The sequence below is a fragment of the Candidatus Rhabdochlamydia sp. T3358 genome, from assembly GCF_901000775.1.
GTDB lineage: Bacteria > Chlamydiota > Chlamydiia > Chlamydiales > Rhabdochlamydiaceae > Rhabdochlamydia.
The window spans coordinates 92768-108984 of record NZ_CAAJGQ010000018.1 but is presented as its reverse complement, the minus strand read 5'-3'; the positions used below and the strand labels follow the sequence as shown (position 1 = coordinate 108984).

The window sequence follows — 16217 nt, the reverse complement described above, 5'->3', positions numbered from 1 at the left end:
CGTTTGTCATTGAAGTTGAGGCTCCTTCGTTAAATTGCCCATAAATTTTATTGAGTGGTTAGCAATGAATATAATTTAGTCACTTGATCTTTCAAACATGCTAAGCTTCCATTGTTTTTAATCACATAGTCAGACTTTTTTGCTTTGTTTTCAGGATTGATTTGTTGAGCCATGCGTTGCTCAAATTCTCTTATTGTTTGATGTGTGTGTTTGATGAATCGCTCTTGGCATATGGATAGATCGGCTGTAACTGTAATGACAATATCAAATTCGTCTTGTTTAAATAGCTCATATAGTAAGGGAATCTCAGCTATAAATAAAGGATATTTACCAGTTTGCCTAGCATGTTGATATTCTTTTTCAATTTCAGCATACACAACAGGATGAATTAATGCTTCTAAAGCTTTTAAAAGCTTTAGATCAAGAAAAGCTTGTTGTGCGATTTTTTTTCTATTTAAAGAATTATTTTCAACAATGTTTGGACCAAATAATTGGATAACCTTCTGCCCAATTATGCTGTCTGGCACTAGTAAATTATGGACAATCTCATCAGCACTTACAACAAAAGCACCCAAGTCTTTAAATAAATGGCATACAGTTGTTTTCCCAGAGGATAACCCACCAGTTATAGCTAGTTTTTTCAATTTTAGCATTCACTCCAATTTTTTCCAATAGCAATATCTACTATTAAAGGAACTTTTAAAGACATGACGTTTTCCATAATTTGCTTTACATCCTTTCCTAGTAATAAAACGTCTTGATCTGAAGCTTCAAATAAGAGCTCGTCATGAACTTGCAGAATCATTTTAGCTTTTTTATGAGACTGTTTTAAATAATTATCTACCTGGATCATTGCTATTTTAATCAAATCCGCGGCACTTCCTTGAAGGGGTGTGTTAATAGCTAATCTTTTTGCAAATGCCCGAATAGAAGGATTTTTATTATGAATTTCCGCAATAGGGCGCTGACGGCCAGTAATGGTTACCACTTTACCTGTTTTTCGTGCGGTTTCTTCACAAAATTCAATAAAATCTTTTACTTTTTGATAACGCTGAAAATAAGTGGCAATAAAAGCTTCTGCTTCTTTGTAAGAAATATTAAGATCTTGAGATAAGCTAAAAGCTTGTTTACCATATAAGATTCCAAAATTAACCGCTTTTGCTTGATAGCGCATAGTGGGGGTTACTTCGGAAATAGGTACTCCAAAGACTAAAGAAGCGGTATAATTATGAATATCTTCTTGATTATTGAATGCTTGGATCAAAGCAGGATCTTCTGAGAGGTGAGCTAAAATTCTGAGCTCAATTTGTGAATAATCAGCTGATAAAAAACTATAATCGATCTCTTGAGGTTCAAATGCCTGACGAATCTTTTTTCCTTCCTCTGTTCGAACGGGAATATTTTGTAGGTTTGGATTTTGACAAGATAGGCGGCCTGTTGCTGCTATAGATTGATTAAAGGTACAGTGAATCCGTTTTGTTACAGGGTTTACTTGTAGAGGTAATGAATCGGCATAAGTAGAACGCAGTTTTTCCAGAGTGCGGTATTCTATGATTTTTTTAACGATGGGATATTCTTCTTTAAGTGCGTCTAGCACATCAATAGATGTAGAGTAACCCGTTGTTGTTTTCTTAGGAGGTTTGATTTGTAATTTTTCAAATAGAACAGAGCTTAATTGTTTAGGTGAATTCAAATTGAATTTCTGGCCTGATAATTCATAAATTTGCTCTTCAAGATGTAAAATTTTAGAAGACAGGGCGAGGGATGTTTTTTCTAAAGTTTTTACATTTACATAAATACCATTGCGTTCTATTTCTGCAAGGACAAAAATCAAGGGGATTTCTACTTCTTTAAATAAGGTAAATAAACCTTGTTCCTGTAATTGTGGTTCTAATTGTTCTTTTAATTGCAGAGTGCAATCCACATCTTCACAACAATAATCCTTTATCAAATCAAGAGGGACATCTAGCATCGATATTTGTTTTTTTCCCTTACCTATTAAGCTCTCAATAGGTATTTTTTCTCTGCCTAATCGTTGCAGAGATAGCTCATCAAGACTATGTCTTTGTGTATTAGGGTGTAATAAATAAGAAGCTAAAATTGTATCAAAGTGAATCGATTGTAAAGAGATGTTCTCGTTTTTCAGCACATGCAGATCATATTTAATATTGTGACCAATAAAACCCATTTCTTTTTTTTCTAAAAGAGATTTGATTTTTTCAAGAACAAATTTTCTATTTAGAAATCCATTTAAAGGAACGTACCAAGCATGTCCTGCTTGAATAGCAAATCCAATCCCTACCAGTTGGGCCAACATAGGGTGTAAATGAGTTGTTTCTGTATCTATGCAGATCTTTGTCTCTTGCTCTAATTTTTTAAGTAACTGCTCTAAAGATTCTAAGTCATTGACTAGGCAGTAGTTTTCTTGAGGAGTCTCTTTATCAAGAGGGAGCTCTTTTAATAAAGAAAGAAAATGCATCTCTTGGAAAAATTGCTTAACTTTTGGAATATCGGGAGTTTTAAGCTGAAAAAAAGAGGGTTGTGTGGGGATTTCAATATGTATATCAATTCTTGCGAGTTGTTTGCTCATCAAGGCGATCTCTTCTTGTTGAACAAGGATTTCTCCTTTTTTCCCTTTGATCTTGCTAGCATTTGCTAAGAGCTCTTCTAGAGAGCCATATTGATTGAGTAACAAAGATGCTGTTTTTGGCCCAAAACCCTCTAACCCAGGAATATTATCAGAGGTATCTCCTGTTATAGCCAGAAAATCAACAATTTTTGAAGGCTCAACTCCATATTGATCTTTTACTTTTTGTTCATCAATTAGCAGGTTATCTTTGTGTAGGTGAATGATCTGGATTTTTTCTGAAATAAGTTGGCACAAATCTTTATCACTGGAACAAAGAAATACTTCAGAGCCTTCTTTTTCAGCCCATTTTGCAATACTTCCCATTGTATCATCCGCTTCTATTCCTTCTATTGACAAAAAAGGAATTCCTGCGATTTCACAAAAGTATAAAGACCTTTGTAATTGCTCCACTAAATCTAGCGGCATAGAAGTGCGATGGCTTTTATATTCACTATAGATTTTAGTTCGTGATTTCTTATTGTCTGGGCCATCAAATACACAGATTAAATAGTCAGGAGAAAAATCTTTGATTAATTTATAAACAGAGCGAATAAATCCATATAACGCATGAGTGGATTCTCCTTTTAAATTGGTCATAGGAGAAATGGCGTAATAGGCTCGAAACAAAAGGTTGACTGCATCGATAATATAAATTTTATTCATGAATATAAAAAATCCTCCCTAAGTAGGGAGGAAATAAGAGGATTAAAGAAGTCCTGGTTGATAAAGATAGAGAAATTTACCTTCTAATTCTGGATAAAGAGAATGAGTTCTAGGGGAAAATAAATGACTCATTTTTTCTATAAAAGAATATCTAGCTTGAGATAACTCTGATAGAAAATTGTGAGCGATTTGTATGGTCATCACTTGATAAGATTCTAAGTTTGCTTGGCTGGCAAGTGCTTCTAGCGCTTCATTATAGTTGCTGTTTGCAACGTCTATATAGCCATATTCCAGTGCTTCTTCAGCTATAAATACATGAGCTCCATAATCGGAAATGAGTTTCTGCTTATTTAAAGAGGGGCGCGCTGATGTAACAATATCTACAAATTGCTTATACATAGCAGAGGTTAAGTTGCGATAAGAGAGATCTTCATCTGCTTTCCAAGGTCTAAAAGGATTTAATGCATCCTTATCTTTACCCTGTGTAATTGTTAAAGCCTCTACTCCATAGCGTTGCATCAAAGTAGAGAAGTTAAAAGCTGGACCAAAACGTACTCCAACAGATCCTATAACACTAGTAGAAGAGGCAAATACCTTATCTGCAGCGCAAGCAATATACATGCCACCCGATGCACATAACCCATCTACGTATGCGTAAATAGGCAGCTTGTGCTTTTCTTTGAAGGCCATTATGGCGCGATAAATTCCATCTGAATCTGTTACAGCTCCTCCCGGCGTATCTATGTGAAGTAAAATGGCCTTTACTCGATCGTTTTGTAATATCCCTTCTTGGGCATCGAGCAATAAAGAAGTGATTTTCTCTGTAGTGAGATTTTTTACTCCGATTACTCCAGAGATATCTAACTTCAGTATGACTGCTGAAGTAGGGCCTAGTAGTAGTCTTTGCCCTTTGGCATCTGGACTGAGCAAAAGTGTGCTTCTTTCTGGTTGCATATAGGGGGAAGAAAGACTGATTAAGCCAAATAAGAGGAGCATAAAAGCTGTAAAGAAACCGATAAAAACAGCAAAAGAACGAAAAAAGGAACGAATAGTAGAAGCTATAATCGATTCTCTAGGGTAGTGCATATTTCTTATCTCCAATATAATATTAAGGTTCTTGAATCTTAGAGAAGGATAGCTTTTTGATCCAGCTTTTCACCTTGTCTAAGAAAATCGCATAGAGTATATACTAGGATTTACTTTTTTATAGAGCAATAGACATGATTAGTTTTTCTTTTGCAGATTTGCAACGATTTTGGTGGTTAGAAATTGTAATCTACCTTGGGCTGTTAACTTTTATCAATTTTTTTCTCAAGAAGACTCTCAAGAAGATAGCAAAACGTTTTCCTATAGATCGGTGGAAGGGGAGGGTAGATACTATTTTTTATTTGCCTAGCTCTCTTTTTCTATGGATTTGTGGTATTTGTTTAATCATTTCTTTTATTGCAGTTTATTTTCGACTCTCTCTTGTCTATGAGTATAGCTATTCTTTTTTTAAAACAGCTGTTATTTTTACTCTAGCTTGGATATTTTTGCGCTGGAAAAAAGAAGTAGAAAGAGATCTTGTTTATTTTAAGCATACCATCAAAAAAATCGACATGTCACATGTTCACATGATAGGTCGATTAATTTCCATTGCTGTCATCTCTGTATTCTTGTTGATCATCTTACAAATTTGGGGATTAGATATGGTCCCTCTAATGGCTTTTGGAGGAGTAGGCGCCGCAGCTTTAGGATTTGCAGCTAAAGAGGTTATTGCCAATTTTTTTGGAGGCATGATGCTTTGGATCAATCGTCCTTTTGTATTAGGTGATTACATTTCCTTGCCTGATCGCGGAGGTTTAGAAGGAGTTGTAGAGGAAATAGGCTGGTATTTAACCGTAGTAAGAGATAAGGATAAGCGATTGGTATATTTACCCAATGCCATTTTTTCTACGATCTCTGTCGTTAATACATCGAGAATGAGTCATCGACGTATTCAAATTACGGTAGGTGTTAGGAAGGAGGATTTTGCGAGGCTAGAAGAATTGACACAAGCCTTAAAAGAAGTGTTTGAAAAACATCCATCGGTAGATGCTTATTTACCAATTAATGTGGTTTTCTCCTCTTTTGGAGCTTATTCATTAGAGTTATTTGTAGAGCTTTATACCAAACAAACAAGATACAAACAGTATTTAATGGCAAAACAAGAAATTTTATATCTTTTGTATAAAACCATTCAGCAAATGGGTATTCAAGTGCCTAATCCCATAATGGCTATTGAAAAATGATTTAAGAACTATTTTGCTTAACAACTAATAGCTGTCTTTTAAAGAGCTCTATAAAAGCTAAAAGACCGAGTGTTATGAATAACAAATATAAATAGGAAGGGAATCGATAGCCTATAGCTAACCCGATTAAAATAAAAAACTGTAGGGCTGTAGACACTTTACCCCATCGAATCGATTGAAATCGATATCCTGCCCAAGCAGAGCGAAAACTTAAATAGAGTCCAAATAAACACAAGAAAAAATCACGCGAAACAATCGCACAGGCTTGCCAGATAGGCAATCTTTTTTCCATCAACAAAATAGATAAAATAAAAAATACAAAAAATTTATCCATGGCAGGATCTAAAATAGCTCCAAGCCTTGTAACAGCTCGACGTTTGCGTGCTAAGTAACCATCTACTATATCGGTTAGCATGGCTAGAATAATAGCAGTGATACGCACAGGAATGCTTTCATATAGAAATAAAAATGCTAGAGGGGCGCGCAAAAGTGATAAGCTATTTGATAAACCAATCATAATTAGATTTTTTGACTCTTTTTACTTAAATCTAGTTCTAGTTTGTAGAAGGATTCGCTTTTTGGACCCTTTTCCATTGCTTATACCAAATTCCTGCAATTACCGTCACACCGAAAACTATCAATACAAAAATATTGGCTGTTTTAAAGTGTTGCCATATAACTGTATAAAATTGACTAAAACTGTAAAATAAATAAAAGCAAATCCCGCTCCAAATTAGACAGGCAAAAGCATCCATAAAGATGAATCGAAGAAAATTAAAACGACTCATTCCAGAAGACATGAAAATACAGTTGCGTACTCCAAAAGGGATAAAACGTCCAATAAGAAGGGTTAAAAATCCGTATCTTTCATAAAAATTTCTGATTTTTTTCATCCGATTTAAATGAAAGATTGATTGAAACCATTTAAATCTAGATAACTGGGCGCCGAAAAGGCGACCCATCCAATAAGCGCACCAAGCGGAAAAGTAACAGCCAAGGACAACGCTTATCAATAGATGCCAGGTGTGTTCTGGCATGATGGTAGCAGCAATAAAAGCACTGAGCAAAATTAGCAAATCTGTACTTAAGGGTATGTTAAAACCAGCTAAAATAATCCCTCCAAATACATACCAATGGGCATTGTGGGCATGACGCGTAATAAGTTCTAACAAATATTCCATAGACTTCCCTTATACCACACTTTCCATTAATTGGGTATTTGTTCAAACAAAATATACACTAAAACACTTCAGTTAAGAGCTTGTATAAAAAAAATTTTTATTATATTTCAATAAGAATATCCTTTAAAAGAGGGAGAGTATGCTCCTAAAAAAACATCAAAAACTCATTGCTTTAAGCGCTGCTATTCTCATTTCTTGTTTTTTATTATTGGCCATTTACGGAAAATTATTTCACCCTTCTGAAAAACTCAAAAAGTTAGAGTATTGGGTTAGTTTTTTTGAAATATTTTTTATTATATCTCTTTTTGTCTATAGAAATAATTGGCACATTTGGGTAATTACAGCTGTAATTTTTGCTTCTTTTGCTGGGTACTCTATTTTTTGGTATAGCATTAAGCTCCCCTGTGCTTGTATGGGAACCCTCATTCCTCATGCTTCTTCTCTATATTTTTTTTTAGATCTTATCTTTTTTGTTCTTAGCTTAAGCGTAGCTTGCCTTTTGCAAATAAAACGTTCTGTTCTTTATTTTTGGACTTTTTTGGGATGTATCTTCTTTTTAATAGGCTATGCTTTTGCAGAGAAAATTTATCAAAAATTTATTTTATTATAAGAGGTCTATGGAAGAATTAGCGACTTTTGCAGGGGGATGTTTTTGGTGTATACAACATGATTTTGATCATTTGCCAGGTGTTTTACAAACACAAGTGGGTTATACAGGTGGAGATGTAAAAAATCCTAGCTATGAAGAGGTTTGTTCAGGAAAAACAGGACATGTAGAAGCTGTTCAAGTTCTCTATGATCCAAAGCAAATCAGCTATGAAAAACTTCTAGACTTTTACTGGCACCATATTGATCCTACAAGATCCGATGGGCAATTTTGTGACATTGGCTCGCAATATCGGCCAACGATCTTTTATCACAATATACAGCAAAAAGAGTTAGCGGAGCGTTCTAAAAATGAGCTACATTTATCCTGTTTAGTGCAAATTTTGCCGATAGAGACCTTTTATCCAGCAGAGCTCTATCATCAACAATTTTATAAAAAAGACCCTGCAAGGTATGAGTCCTATTCCTTTTATTCAGGCAGGAAACAGAGATTAAAAGATTTATGGAAAGAATAGAAAAATTATAATAGATCATTAAAATCGATAATATAAGAAAAAAAATTGCTTGTTTGAACTTGTTTATTAACACCATTGACATGAATCAATACAGGCCTTAGCGAGATCTGTCTAGGAAGATTTAAACAAGCGATTTTCTGTTTTACTTCATCAATTACATGCGTTGTAATTTTATGACTGCTGAATTTGATTTCGCAAAGGTAACATGTACCGAATTTATTTTGGATCATATAGTCGATTTGACAACCTGATTGATCCTTGGTTTTACGTTGAAAAAATGGATTAGCATTAACGATATCAGAAGGGTCGATATCAAGAAGTTTATGAAGGGGTTTTCGATTGCTAAGAACAAGATTTTCGAATTGTAAACCCATTATTGATTGCCATTGGGAAGGCAATTGCATTTCTTCTCTTTCGATTTTTTTTTTGTTAGGGTTGATATATTTAAGATAAAATCTTAAATAATTATCTCTAAGGCGATAGTGGCTAAATTTTGCGTCTACACCTGTTTTGAGGTGCCATGTGAAGTCTTGAGAAACAAAACCAGCGGTTACTAAGTCATCCATATAATCGGAGATAACTCCATTTTTTTCTACATCTAGCGCAGCATAGATACTTTTAAGTTCACAAGGGCCCTCTGCCAATCTCTGAGTAATTTTTTTATAAATAGTGCTTCTTGTGGAAAATAAATCTGAAAAAATCCTTTCAAATTCGCTAAATAGAAAACCTTCTTTTTGAAAACATAGTCTTTGAATATTGCTCTCTGCACTTTGCTTAGGTAGAATTTCTTCTAGATAGCGAGGGACGCCGCCTGTAACAGAAAGGATTTTGAATTTATCAAAAGAAGAAACCCTTGTTTGCTCTCTATTCCAAAACTCATTACATTCGTGTAAAGAGAGCTCTTCAAGAGTAATATCTAAAGAAATTCTGCCCATAAAACCGGTGCTGCTCAAAATGTTTTTTTCTATCCAGCTTGAAATAGATCCGCAAAGAATCACAACTAACTCTGGATTATTTTTGAAATAAAGATCCCAAGCTATTTTAAGCTTTCCAAGAAACGTATGATCTTTGGATCCCATCCAACTGATTTCATCTAAGACAAGAACCGTTTTTCCTTTTTGGATCCGTTCTGCAAGAAGCCAAAATAAATCGCCCCAATCATCTGCCCTTGGAAGAGGGATGTTCATTTTGCGATGTAATTGACGTGCAAATTCTTCTCTTTGATCCTTAGCTGAAATGCTTGCTGTAGGAGGAATTCCTGAAAAGATATAATGGGGGACATTTTTGGCAAATTCTTGTGATAATCTGCTTTTCCCAATCCGTCGTCTTCCTTTCATAACTACAAGGCTTGCTGATCTTTTTTGGAAAAGATCATTAAGAAGTTTAAGCTCTCTTTTACGACCGACAAAGGGATATAGCATCTATCTTCCTTTTTTTGGTGATAATTATACCCCATTGGTAATTTATCACCAAATCAATAGGGGTTTGTCCCTTCTGATAAACAATCAAGATATTCCCAATAGCTAAAACATCGGTCTCTTTTTTTGCCTGTGATCTCTTTTAGAATTCCTATATCTACGAATTGTAAGACTAAAGCTTGTGCTCTTTGAAAAGAGATATGAAAAGAGTCAGATACTTCTTGTATAGACACATAGGGTTTAACAAATAAATAATCTAGTAATACAATAGCTAAGGGCGAAGAGATCTTTTTGTGTAGCAACAATTTCTTGTGTTGATCAGCCAATGCTAAAATTTGCTTAATTGTCTCAAGAGCGGATCCAGAGGTCCAAATCACGCCTTTTAAGAAAAATTGGATCCATTGTTCATAATCTCCTTTTTCTCTGACTAGATTAAGCCGATCGTAATATTCTTGCCGATGCAATTTAAAGTAGTAACTTAAGTACAGCAAAGGCTTTTGCATAACTTGTTTCCAACATAAATAAAAGGTGATAAGCAAACGCCCTATTCTTCCATTGCCATCTAAAAAAGGATGAATGGTTTCAAATTGATAATGAATCAAAGAACACGTAATCAATATGGGCAGTTCTTTTTCTTTATGCATGTATAACTCTAATTGCCCCATGCCATGTATGGCCTCTGGAGGAGGAGGGGGGATAAAAGAGGCATTTTTAAGAGTAGAACCTGCTGGTCCAATCCAATTTTGCGATCTTTTAAATTCTCCAGGATTTTTTTCTCGGCCTCTTGTATCCGATAAAAGAATGCTGTGAATCTCTTTGATTAAACGGATGCTCATAGGAAATTCTTTCAGTCTTTTTAATCCGTGGTTTAATGCTTTGATATAGCTTACTACCTCTTCTACATCTTGAACATTTTTGATCGATAGATGACTTTCATGTGCAAAGACATCGTCTAGAGAAGCTTGGGTTCCTTCGATTTGTGAGCTGAGAAGAGCCTCTTTACGAACATACATAGCAATAATATGGTCTACGTTTGGCAGTAAATGACCCATGGCATCTAAGCTACCAAGAGCAATATTTGCACTGATAAGAAGTTGATTCAAATCTTTATCGATCTTTATAGGCGGTAACGGAGAAGGGATAAAAGCTTTGTATCCACTAGGCTGAGGAAGATATTGACCGCTTCTATGCATAATTTTTTTTATTGTGATTTTTTAGAATAGTGCATAGCCAGCTAGGTCACTATTCCTGTTTTCTTAAATAAGAATAACTAAATAAAAGATATTGTTCAATTTAAGTGTTGCTAGACTCTGCAAGCACAGGTTCTGTAGATGGTTCCTCATCAGGGTCTTTTAGTGTTGCTTGATGGGCAATTAGATTGTCAAATTGATGCCCTAAAGAACGAACCGATACCATCCAAGTGCTGATTACTCCTAAGAGAATAATAGCAACATAAGGGGTGCTTAAAGCAACGGTTCCAAAGAACATAAGTAGCGTTTGATGGATTAAAGAACCGCCTGATTTTCCAAGGCGTGATCCCACACCATCAATAGCTGCTTTCCCTTTTTGTTTACATTCTTTGCTTAAAGGGGTAAAGGCCATTTCTTTGGTTACATCAAATAAGGTGTATTTAGAAGCTCTGGCTAAACAATTTTGTAGAGAACCAAAAAATACACAAAGTGCCAGAGGGGTAACTCCTAGAAAAGCAGAGATAGAAGCAAAGCCTACATCTTTAAAGAAGAAACAAGCAAAGAAAGCAATTCCAGTAAATAAAAGAATGAAAGGAGAGGCTAAAGCGCTAAAGGTCCAACTAAATTTTCTAATAATCACACTGGAAATAAATATGCTGGTTACCGTAGCGACAATGCCGATCCACTTCAGGATTTGCCCCATATAGGCATTAAAGTCGGCAGGGTTAGGATAGAGCTGTTTTACTTGATCTTTCCATACCACTTCAATCAAATTAATAGCGATATTATAGGTTATCACAATGACTGCAATACAGATAAGATAGGGAGATTTAGCTAGATAGCCAAAGTTTTTACGCATGCCCATTTTAATTTTTTCATTTCCATTTTGAGCACAGTAACTCTCTGAGTTATAGCCTTGTTTCTTTTTATGCATGTAGCGGAAAATTAACATACATAAAATACCGTTTACAATCACTAAAGAGGTAAGAAAAAAGACTGCTTGGTCCCAAGCATTATTACCAAAAGGTAGGAAAGAGTGGTAATTTAAGCGAGACATCGATGTAGCAACCTGACCTGCAACAATACCTGATATATTAATTCCGATTCCAAGTAAGCCATAATAGCGTTTGGCATCATTAACAGAGGTCACGTCATTGGCAAAACCCCAGAGCAAGACCGTCATAATAATGGTGCTCCACATCTCGGACATAACGTAGAATAGAGTGAAGGTCCAATTGCGAAATAAGGCGATAAAGCCTTGAAAGCCCATAGGCAGGGCCTGTTGTACGCGATCACTTAAGTGATGTGGGTGCAATACATCTTGGAAAGGGTATAGAAAGAACAAGAATATCGTAAAAAACCCGATAAAGATGCTCATCATAGCATAGAAAGTTTTTTCTTTAGAGAGACGATTTGATACTCTAGTAAATAAGAAGGTAAATAAGAAGGCCATGGGAACAATTGCCCAGACCTTAATAAAAGGAAGGGCCTCAGCTCCAGAGGAAGGGGCTGTTATTACAAGGGCATCCTTTGTGGCTCTTAAGAGGCTGTAATTGAATCCAATAAGAAAAAATAGAATGGAAAGAGGGACAAACTTAAGCAGTTCATGGCGGTGGATTGGCCATATACAAGCGCGTAACTTGCTGAATTTTGCTGCCGCAAACATATTTTTGCCTTAAAGTTGTCTTAAATTATAACCTTTTTTACTTATTTTTCAATAATTAAAAAAAAAAGCAGATAAAAGGCAATTGTTTTAAAATATTTTGTTTAACTATCTGATAATGCATCTATTCCAGGAAGTGTCCCAAATTCTAGGTATTCTAGGGAGGCTCCGCCCCCCGTTGAGACATGCGAAAAGGAACTAGCAAGGTGTAATTGATTGATGGCAGCAACGGAGTCTCCGCCACCTACTACGGAAATGGCCTTTGAAGACGCAATGCATCGAGCAATTGCTTCTGTTCCTTTTGCAAATGCAGGGAATTCGAATACTCCTAAAGGGCCGTTCCAAAATATAGTAGCAGCTTTTAAAAGGGCTTTTTCCCAGATAGCAATTGTTTCTGTTCCTATATCCATTCCTTCCCATCCATCTGGAATTCCTTGATGAACTTGAACGTATTTACTGTTTGCATCTTTGGAAAAGTGATCTGCTACTAGTAAATCTACAGGTAACCAAAGTGGCAGTTTTTGGTTTTGACAGCTTTTGGTCAGTTGCAAAGCCTCTTCTAGCTGATCTTCTTCATAAATAGAATTTCCAATCTGATAACCTTGAGCTTTTAATAGAGTATAGGCCATTCCTCCTCCAATAAACAAGCCATCTACTTTTTTTAAGAGAGATTTTAACACGCCTAGTTTACTTGAAATTTTTGCACCACCAATAATTGCATAAAAAGGACGCTGTGGATTTTGTACTAAAGAACTTAAAGAATCGATTTCTTTTTGTATGAGAAACCCCATTGCAGATTTACCAGGAAAATACTTTGTAATGGTAGCGGTAGAAGAGTGTTCTCGATGCGCCGTTCCAAAAGCATCATTTACATATAAATCTCCAAAGCTAGCTAATTTTTTAGCAAATTCTGGATTGCTTGTAGGGTTTTCTTCTGCTGGATCAAATCGTAGATTTTCTAATAAAAGTATTTGATTTGGTTGTAGATGAGCTACCAGATCTTGTGCGCTAGGGCCTATACAGTCTTTAGCCATTAAAACAGGGCGTTTTAGTAAAAGAGCAAGGGCTTTAGCGCAAGGTTCTAATGACAGTTTGGAATCGGGTTTTCCTTTGGGTCTACCAAGATGGCTCATTAGGATAACCGATCCTTTATTTCTTAAGATATATTGGATGGAAGTGAGTGCTTCTTTAATTCGCGTATCGTCTGTAATGATTCCCTTTTCATTGATAGGGACATTTAAATCAACACGCAAGAGTACTTTTTTATTCTTTACATCAAGCTGTTTTAACTGGAGTTTACTCATGACAAGTGCTTATTATTTAAAGTGAAGAAAACGGGTTAGCTTCTTGACAAAAGCGTGTGCCTTGTTTGCGTTTTTTTAGCTCATGGTGGATGGAAAAAAGCAGATCTTGATCAAAATTTTGACGTGCAGCCCACCGCAAGTATTCAAGAGGTATTTCAGAGAATTTACGTCTTTTATGTTTTCCAAGAGGCATGGTTTTTAATAAAATAGGCCTTTTTAAACGTTCGAGGATTTGTGTAACTGTTTTATAACGTTTAGCAAGAAATTTAAACACTTCAATATTTACTACAACATCATTCATAGCTCGATGAGCTCCCTCTTCTGCAATGTTAAAATGCTTTCGTAACATTTCTAATGAGTTGGTAGGGCTTTCTCCATATAAACGAGCTAATCGCAAGGTATCTAAATAACGGATGGAGGAAAGATTATTTGGAATAGCATATTTTTTTGCAGAGGCATTTAAGAATGAAATATCGTTGGTAATACCATGGCCAATAATAATATAATTATTAATAAGTTCAAAAATACGGGGTAAAACCTCTTGAATTTTTGGCTTTCCCTTTACCATTTGATCTGTAATATGGTGAATAGCTGTTGACTCTTCTGGTATAGGGAAAGAGGGTTCGATTAATGTTTCAAAAGAATCTATAATGGCATCGAAATTAAAGCGTGCAATAGCAAACTCAATAATTTCATCCTTGTCTGGGTCCAGCCCCGTTGTTTCGCAGTCTAGGCAAACAAACACGTCTTTGTGAATTAAGGTCATGATTTTTCTTGGAGTAATAATTTGATCTTTTCGGTAAGAGCTATTCTGTTTTGTGGCTCCTTAATAGAGCAAGTTAAAAATTCAAAAGATTTCAGTGGAAAAACAGAAGAGAGAGTATGGGAAGCATCGCGGATTTGTTTTTTTATTTCCTGAACTTTAAGTTTATCGCTTTTGGTAAAGATAATTAACAAGTTTTTGTGATAAAAATGAGCCCATTTGATGAAATTAAGATCATCTTCGGTAAAAGACCTTCGGATATCTACTAGAAATAAAATTAAACGCAAACTCGAGCGTGTTTTTAAATAGAGATCAATTAATTCACTCCATTTTCCTTTAGTCTTTTTGTCTACTCTTGCATAACCATAGCCAGGAAGATCTACCAGAAGAAATTGCTGATCAACAATAAAAAAATTAATGGTCTGTGTTTTTCCTGGTTTTGAAGATGTTTTGGCAACAGTGTAATTATTAAGAAGGTAGTTGATTAGAGAGGATTTGCCCACATTGGATTTTCCTACAATAGCAACTTCACTAAGAGGTTTCTTTTGGAAGTTATTAATAACGGGAAAGGCAGAGGCGCAAGCGGCAGCTGTGATAAATTGTGCATTGTAAAAGAAAGGTTTTTTAGGCATGCAACCCCATTACTACAATTCGTCTTTGTGTTTCATGAAGGTGGGTCATGTGGATGCGAATGGTTTTTTTAGGCAGTAAAGGATCGATTTTTTCAGCCCATTCCAAACAGCAGAGCCCGTTTAAGTAAAAGAAATCATCAAATCCAGCAGATGCAAACTGGGTTGCATCGAGAAGGCGATAGAGATCAAAATGATACACAGATGAGAATTTTCCTTGATAAATGTTGAGATAGTTAAATGTTGGACTGCAAATATCTTGGAAATCAATCCCTGCAGCGCCATGAATAATTCCTTTTAGCAGCGTTGTTTTACCCGCTCCGAGATCTCCAAACAATCCAATTATCGGGTTTAAACAGGTAAGCAATGATCCGATTTTCTGTCCGATGCAGAGTGTTTCTTCAGCTGATCGACTAATAAAACTCTGCTCCATCAAAAAATCTCTTTTAAGTCTCTTCCTTCTCTTCTTCTAGCCATAAATCTACAAAGGCAGAAAATTCCTCATAGTTAGCAAGGGTTTCTACAAAAGCATTGATTTTTCCTTCTTCTAAATGAGTCTGTATAAAAGACATGAAGTGCTCTTCAATTTGATAACGATTTTGGCTGGGCACTTCTTCTAAAGGGATATCTTTTAGCTGGTTTTGAACAAAGTCTTGAATTACCGCTTCTTTGCTGTTAAATAATTTACCAGTAACAGCAGAGGAAAAGACAATTTTTTTAATAGGCTCTTTTCGTTTGACAATATAGTTTTTTATTACATCGAGGTCTTCTGATACTAGAAACCTTTTAGCTTTCAATCCACCAACCCGCTCGGTGTTTTCAGGACACTTGGAAACCCAGTCATAGATAGCATCTTGTGGATTAGGATGTGTATTATCAGCAAATACCTTTCCTGTAAATGGACATATATAAATTTTTTTACTCTGCTCGTTAACGCTTTGCTGTCCATATTGAATTTTAATTTCCGTTTCACGCCATAGTTTACCAGCTTCTTCTAGTCTATGGATAAGGTCTTGCCTGCTCTGATAGATCACTTTGTCTCGTATGAAGAGCACGGGCTTTAAGTTAAACTTCTTTTCTAAAAAAAAGAGATAAGTTGTAATTAAATCTGCTTTTTTATTCTTTTTTAAGAACCTAAGCATTTCGCTTTTAATAGTTTCTGGAATTGCAATAACTGACATTTTCCCCTCTACAGTCAAATCATTAAATTTGTAGAAAAGAAAAGAGTATCTTAGGATCTATTTAATATTCAAGTTAATGTTCAAGAACTATTGGCTCTCTAAAACATAATTGTATTTTAAGTGCTAAGGCTCTTAACAGATAAATAATTTGTAGATAATCATTTCTGTTTATGTTATCCTGTCGTGAAAATGTTTATTTTAGCAG

General features: G+C 35.4%; 16 protein-coding genes. 3 read left to right on the top strand and 13 right to left on the bottom strand.

The window, feature by feature from the left end; all coding sequences use genetic code 11:
- Positions 1-47: 47 nt before the first annotated feature.
- Genes coaE through RHTP_RS06300 form a run of 3 tightly spaced genes read right to left on the bottom strand, consistent with a single transcriptional unit; the run spans position 48 to position 4378 of the window.
- Positions 48-653 carry a dephospho-CoA kinase gene (coaE, locus tag RHTP_RS06310; RefSeq protein WP_138107283.1) on the bottom strand — a complete coding sequence of 202 codons (606 nt, stop codon included), beginning with the start codon at positions 651-653 and terminating at the stop codon, positions 48-50.
- A complete protein-coding gene (gene polA / locus RHTP_RS06305) occupies positions 647-3292 on the bottom strand; it encodes a DNA polymerase I (protein ID WP_138107282.1) in 2646 nt (881 codons plus the stop codon). Before polA ends, coaE begins: the two co-directional genes overlap by 7 nt.
- Before the next feature lie 42 nt (positions 3293-3334).
- Positions 3335-4378 carry a S49 family peptidase gene (locus RHTP_RS06300; RefSeq protein WP_138107281.1) on the bottom strand — a complete coding sequence of 348 codons (1044 nt, stop codon included), beginning with the start codon at positions 4376-4378 and terminating at the stop codon, positions 3335-3337.
- Positions 4379-4512: 134 nt separating this feature from the next.
- Between RHTP_RS06300 and RHTP_RS06295 the strand changes: the two genes are divergently transcribed.
- Positions 4513-5562: a mechanosensitive ion channel family protein gene (locus RHTP_RS06295; protein WP_138107280.1), complete on the top strand. Its 1050-nt coding sequence runs from the start codon at positions 4513-4515 to the stop codon at positions 5560-5562.
- Position 5563: 1 nt separating this feature from the next.
- Here RHTP_RS06295 and RHTP_RS06290 read toward each other — a convergent pair whose 3' ends face one another.
- Positions 5564-6079: a CDP-alcohol phosphatidyltransferase family protein gene (locus RHTP_RS06290; RefSeq protein WP_138107279.1), complete on the bottom strand. Its 516-nt coding sequence runs from the start codon at positions 6077-6079 to the stop codon at positions 5564-5566.
- A gap of 37 nt (positions 6080-6116) precedes the next feature.
- Entirely contained in the window at positions 6117-6743 is a 627-nt protein-coding gene (locus RHTP_RS06285; protein WP_138107278.1) for a DedA family protein, read from the bottom strand.
- Between the two features lie 139 nt (positions 6744-6882).
- Between RHTP_RS06285 and RHTP_RS06280 the strand changes: the two genes are divergently transcribed.
- Together RHTP_RS06280 and msrA are read left to right on the top strand one after the other, a co-directional pair.
- Entirely contained in the window at positions 6883-7353 is a 471-nt protein-coding gene (locus RHTP_RS06280; RefSeq protein ID WP_138107277.1) for a hypothetical protein, read from the top strand.
- Positions 7354-7360: 7 nt separating this feature from the next.
- On the top strand, positions 7361-7864 hold the full coding sequence (gene msrA, locus RHTP_RS06275) for a peptide-methionine (S)-S-oxide reductase MsrA (RefSeq protein ID WP_138107276.1): 504 nt from the start codon (positions 7361-7363) through the stop codon (positions 7862-7864).
- Positions 7865-7869: 5 nt separating this feature from the next.
- On the opposite strand, the gene RHTP_RS06270 is transcribed toward msrA, so the two are convergent.
- From RHTP_RS06270 to RHTP_RS06235, 8 genes are all read right to left on the bottom strand, one after another.
- Positions 7870-9285 (bottom strand): AAA family ATPase, encoded by a 1416-nt coding sequence (locus RHTP_RS06270; RefSeq protein WP_138107275.1) that lies wholly within the window; start codon positions 9283-9285, stop codon positions 7870-7872.
- Between the two features lie 53 nt (positions 9286-9338).
- Complete coding sequence (locus RHTP_RS06265; protein ID WP_138107274.1) at positions 9339-10475, bottom strand: Fic family protein; 1137 nt, start codon at positions 10473-10475, stop codon at positions 9339-9341.
- A 100-nt stretch (positions 10476-10575) separates the two neighbouring features.
- A complete protein-coding gene (locus RHTP_RS06260; protein WP_138107273.1) occupies positions 10576-12138 on the bottom strand; it encodes an Npt1/Npt2 family nucleotide transporter in 1563 nt (520 codons plus the stop codon).
- A 101-nt stretch (positions 12139-12239) separates the two neighbouring features.
- Complete coding sequence (locus tag RHTP_RS06255; RefSeq protein ID WP_138107272.1) at positions 12240-13439, bottom strand: phosphoglycerate kinase; 1200 nt, start codon at positions 13437-13439, stop codon at positions 12240-12242.
- A gap of 16 nt (positions 13440-13455) precedes the next feature.
- Complete coding sequence (locus RHTP_RS06250) at positions 13456-14205, bottom strand: putative quorum-sensing-regulated virulence factor (RefSeq protein WP_138107271.1); 750 nt, start codon at positions 14203-14205, stop codon at positions 13456-13458.
- Positions 14202-14834, bottom strand: a complete 633-nt coding sequence (gene yihA / locus RHTP_RS06245) for a ribosome biogenesis GTP-binding protein YihA/YsxC (protein ID WP_138107270.1) — start codon at positions 14832-14834, stop codon at positions 14202-14204. Before yihA ends, RHTP_RS06250 begins: the two co-directional genes overlap by 4 nt.
- Positions 14827-15264 carry a tRNA (adenosine(37)-N6)-threonylcarbamoyltransferase complex ATPase subunit type 1 TsaE gene (tsaE, locus tag RHTP_RS06240; protein ID WP_138107269.1) on the bottom strand — a complete coding sequence of 146 codons (438 nt, stop codon included), beginning with the start codon at positions 15262-15264 and terminating at the stop codon, positions 14827-14829. The genes yihA and tsaE overlap by 8 nt, the downstream gene beginning before the upstream one ends.
- Positions 15265-15277: 13 nt before the next feature.
- Complete coding sequence (locus RHTP_RS06235; RefSeq protein ID WP_502705350.1) at positions 15278-16003, bottom strand: DUF2709 domain-containing protein; 726 nt, start codon at positions 16001-16003, stop codon at positions 15278-15280.
- Positions 16004-16217 lie beyond the last annotated feature (214 nt).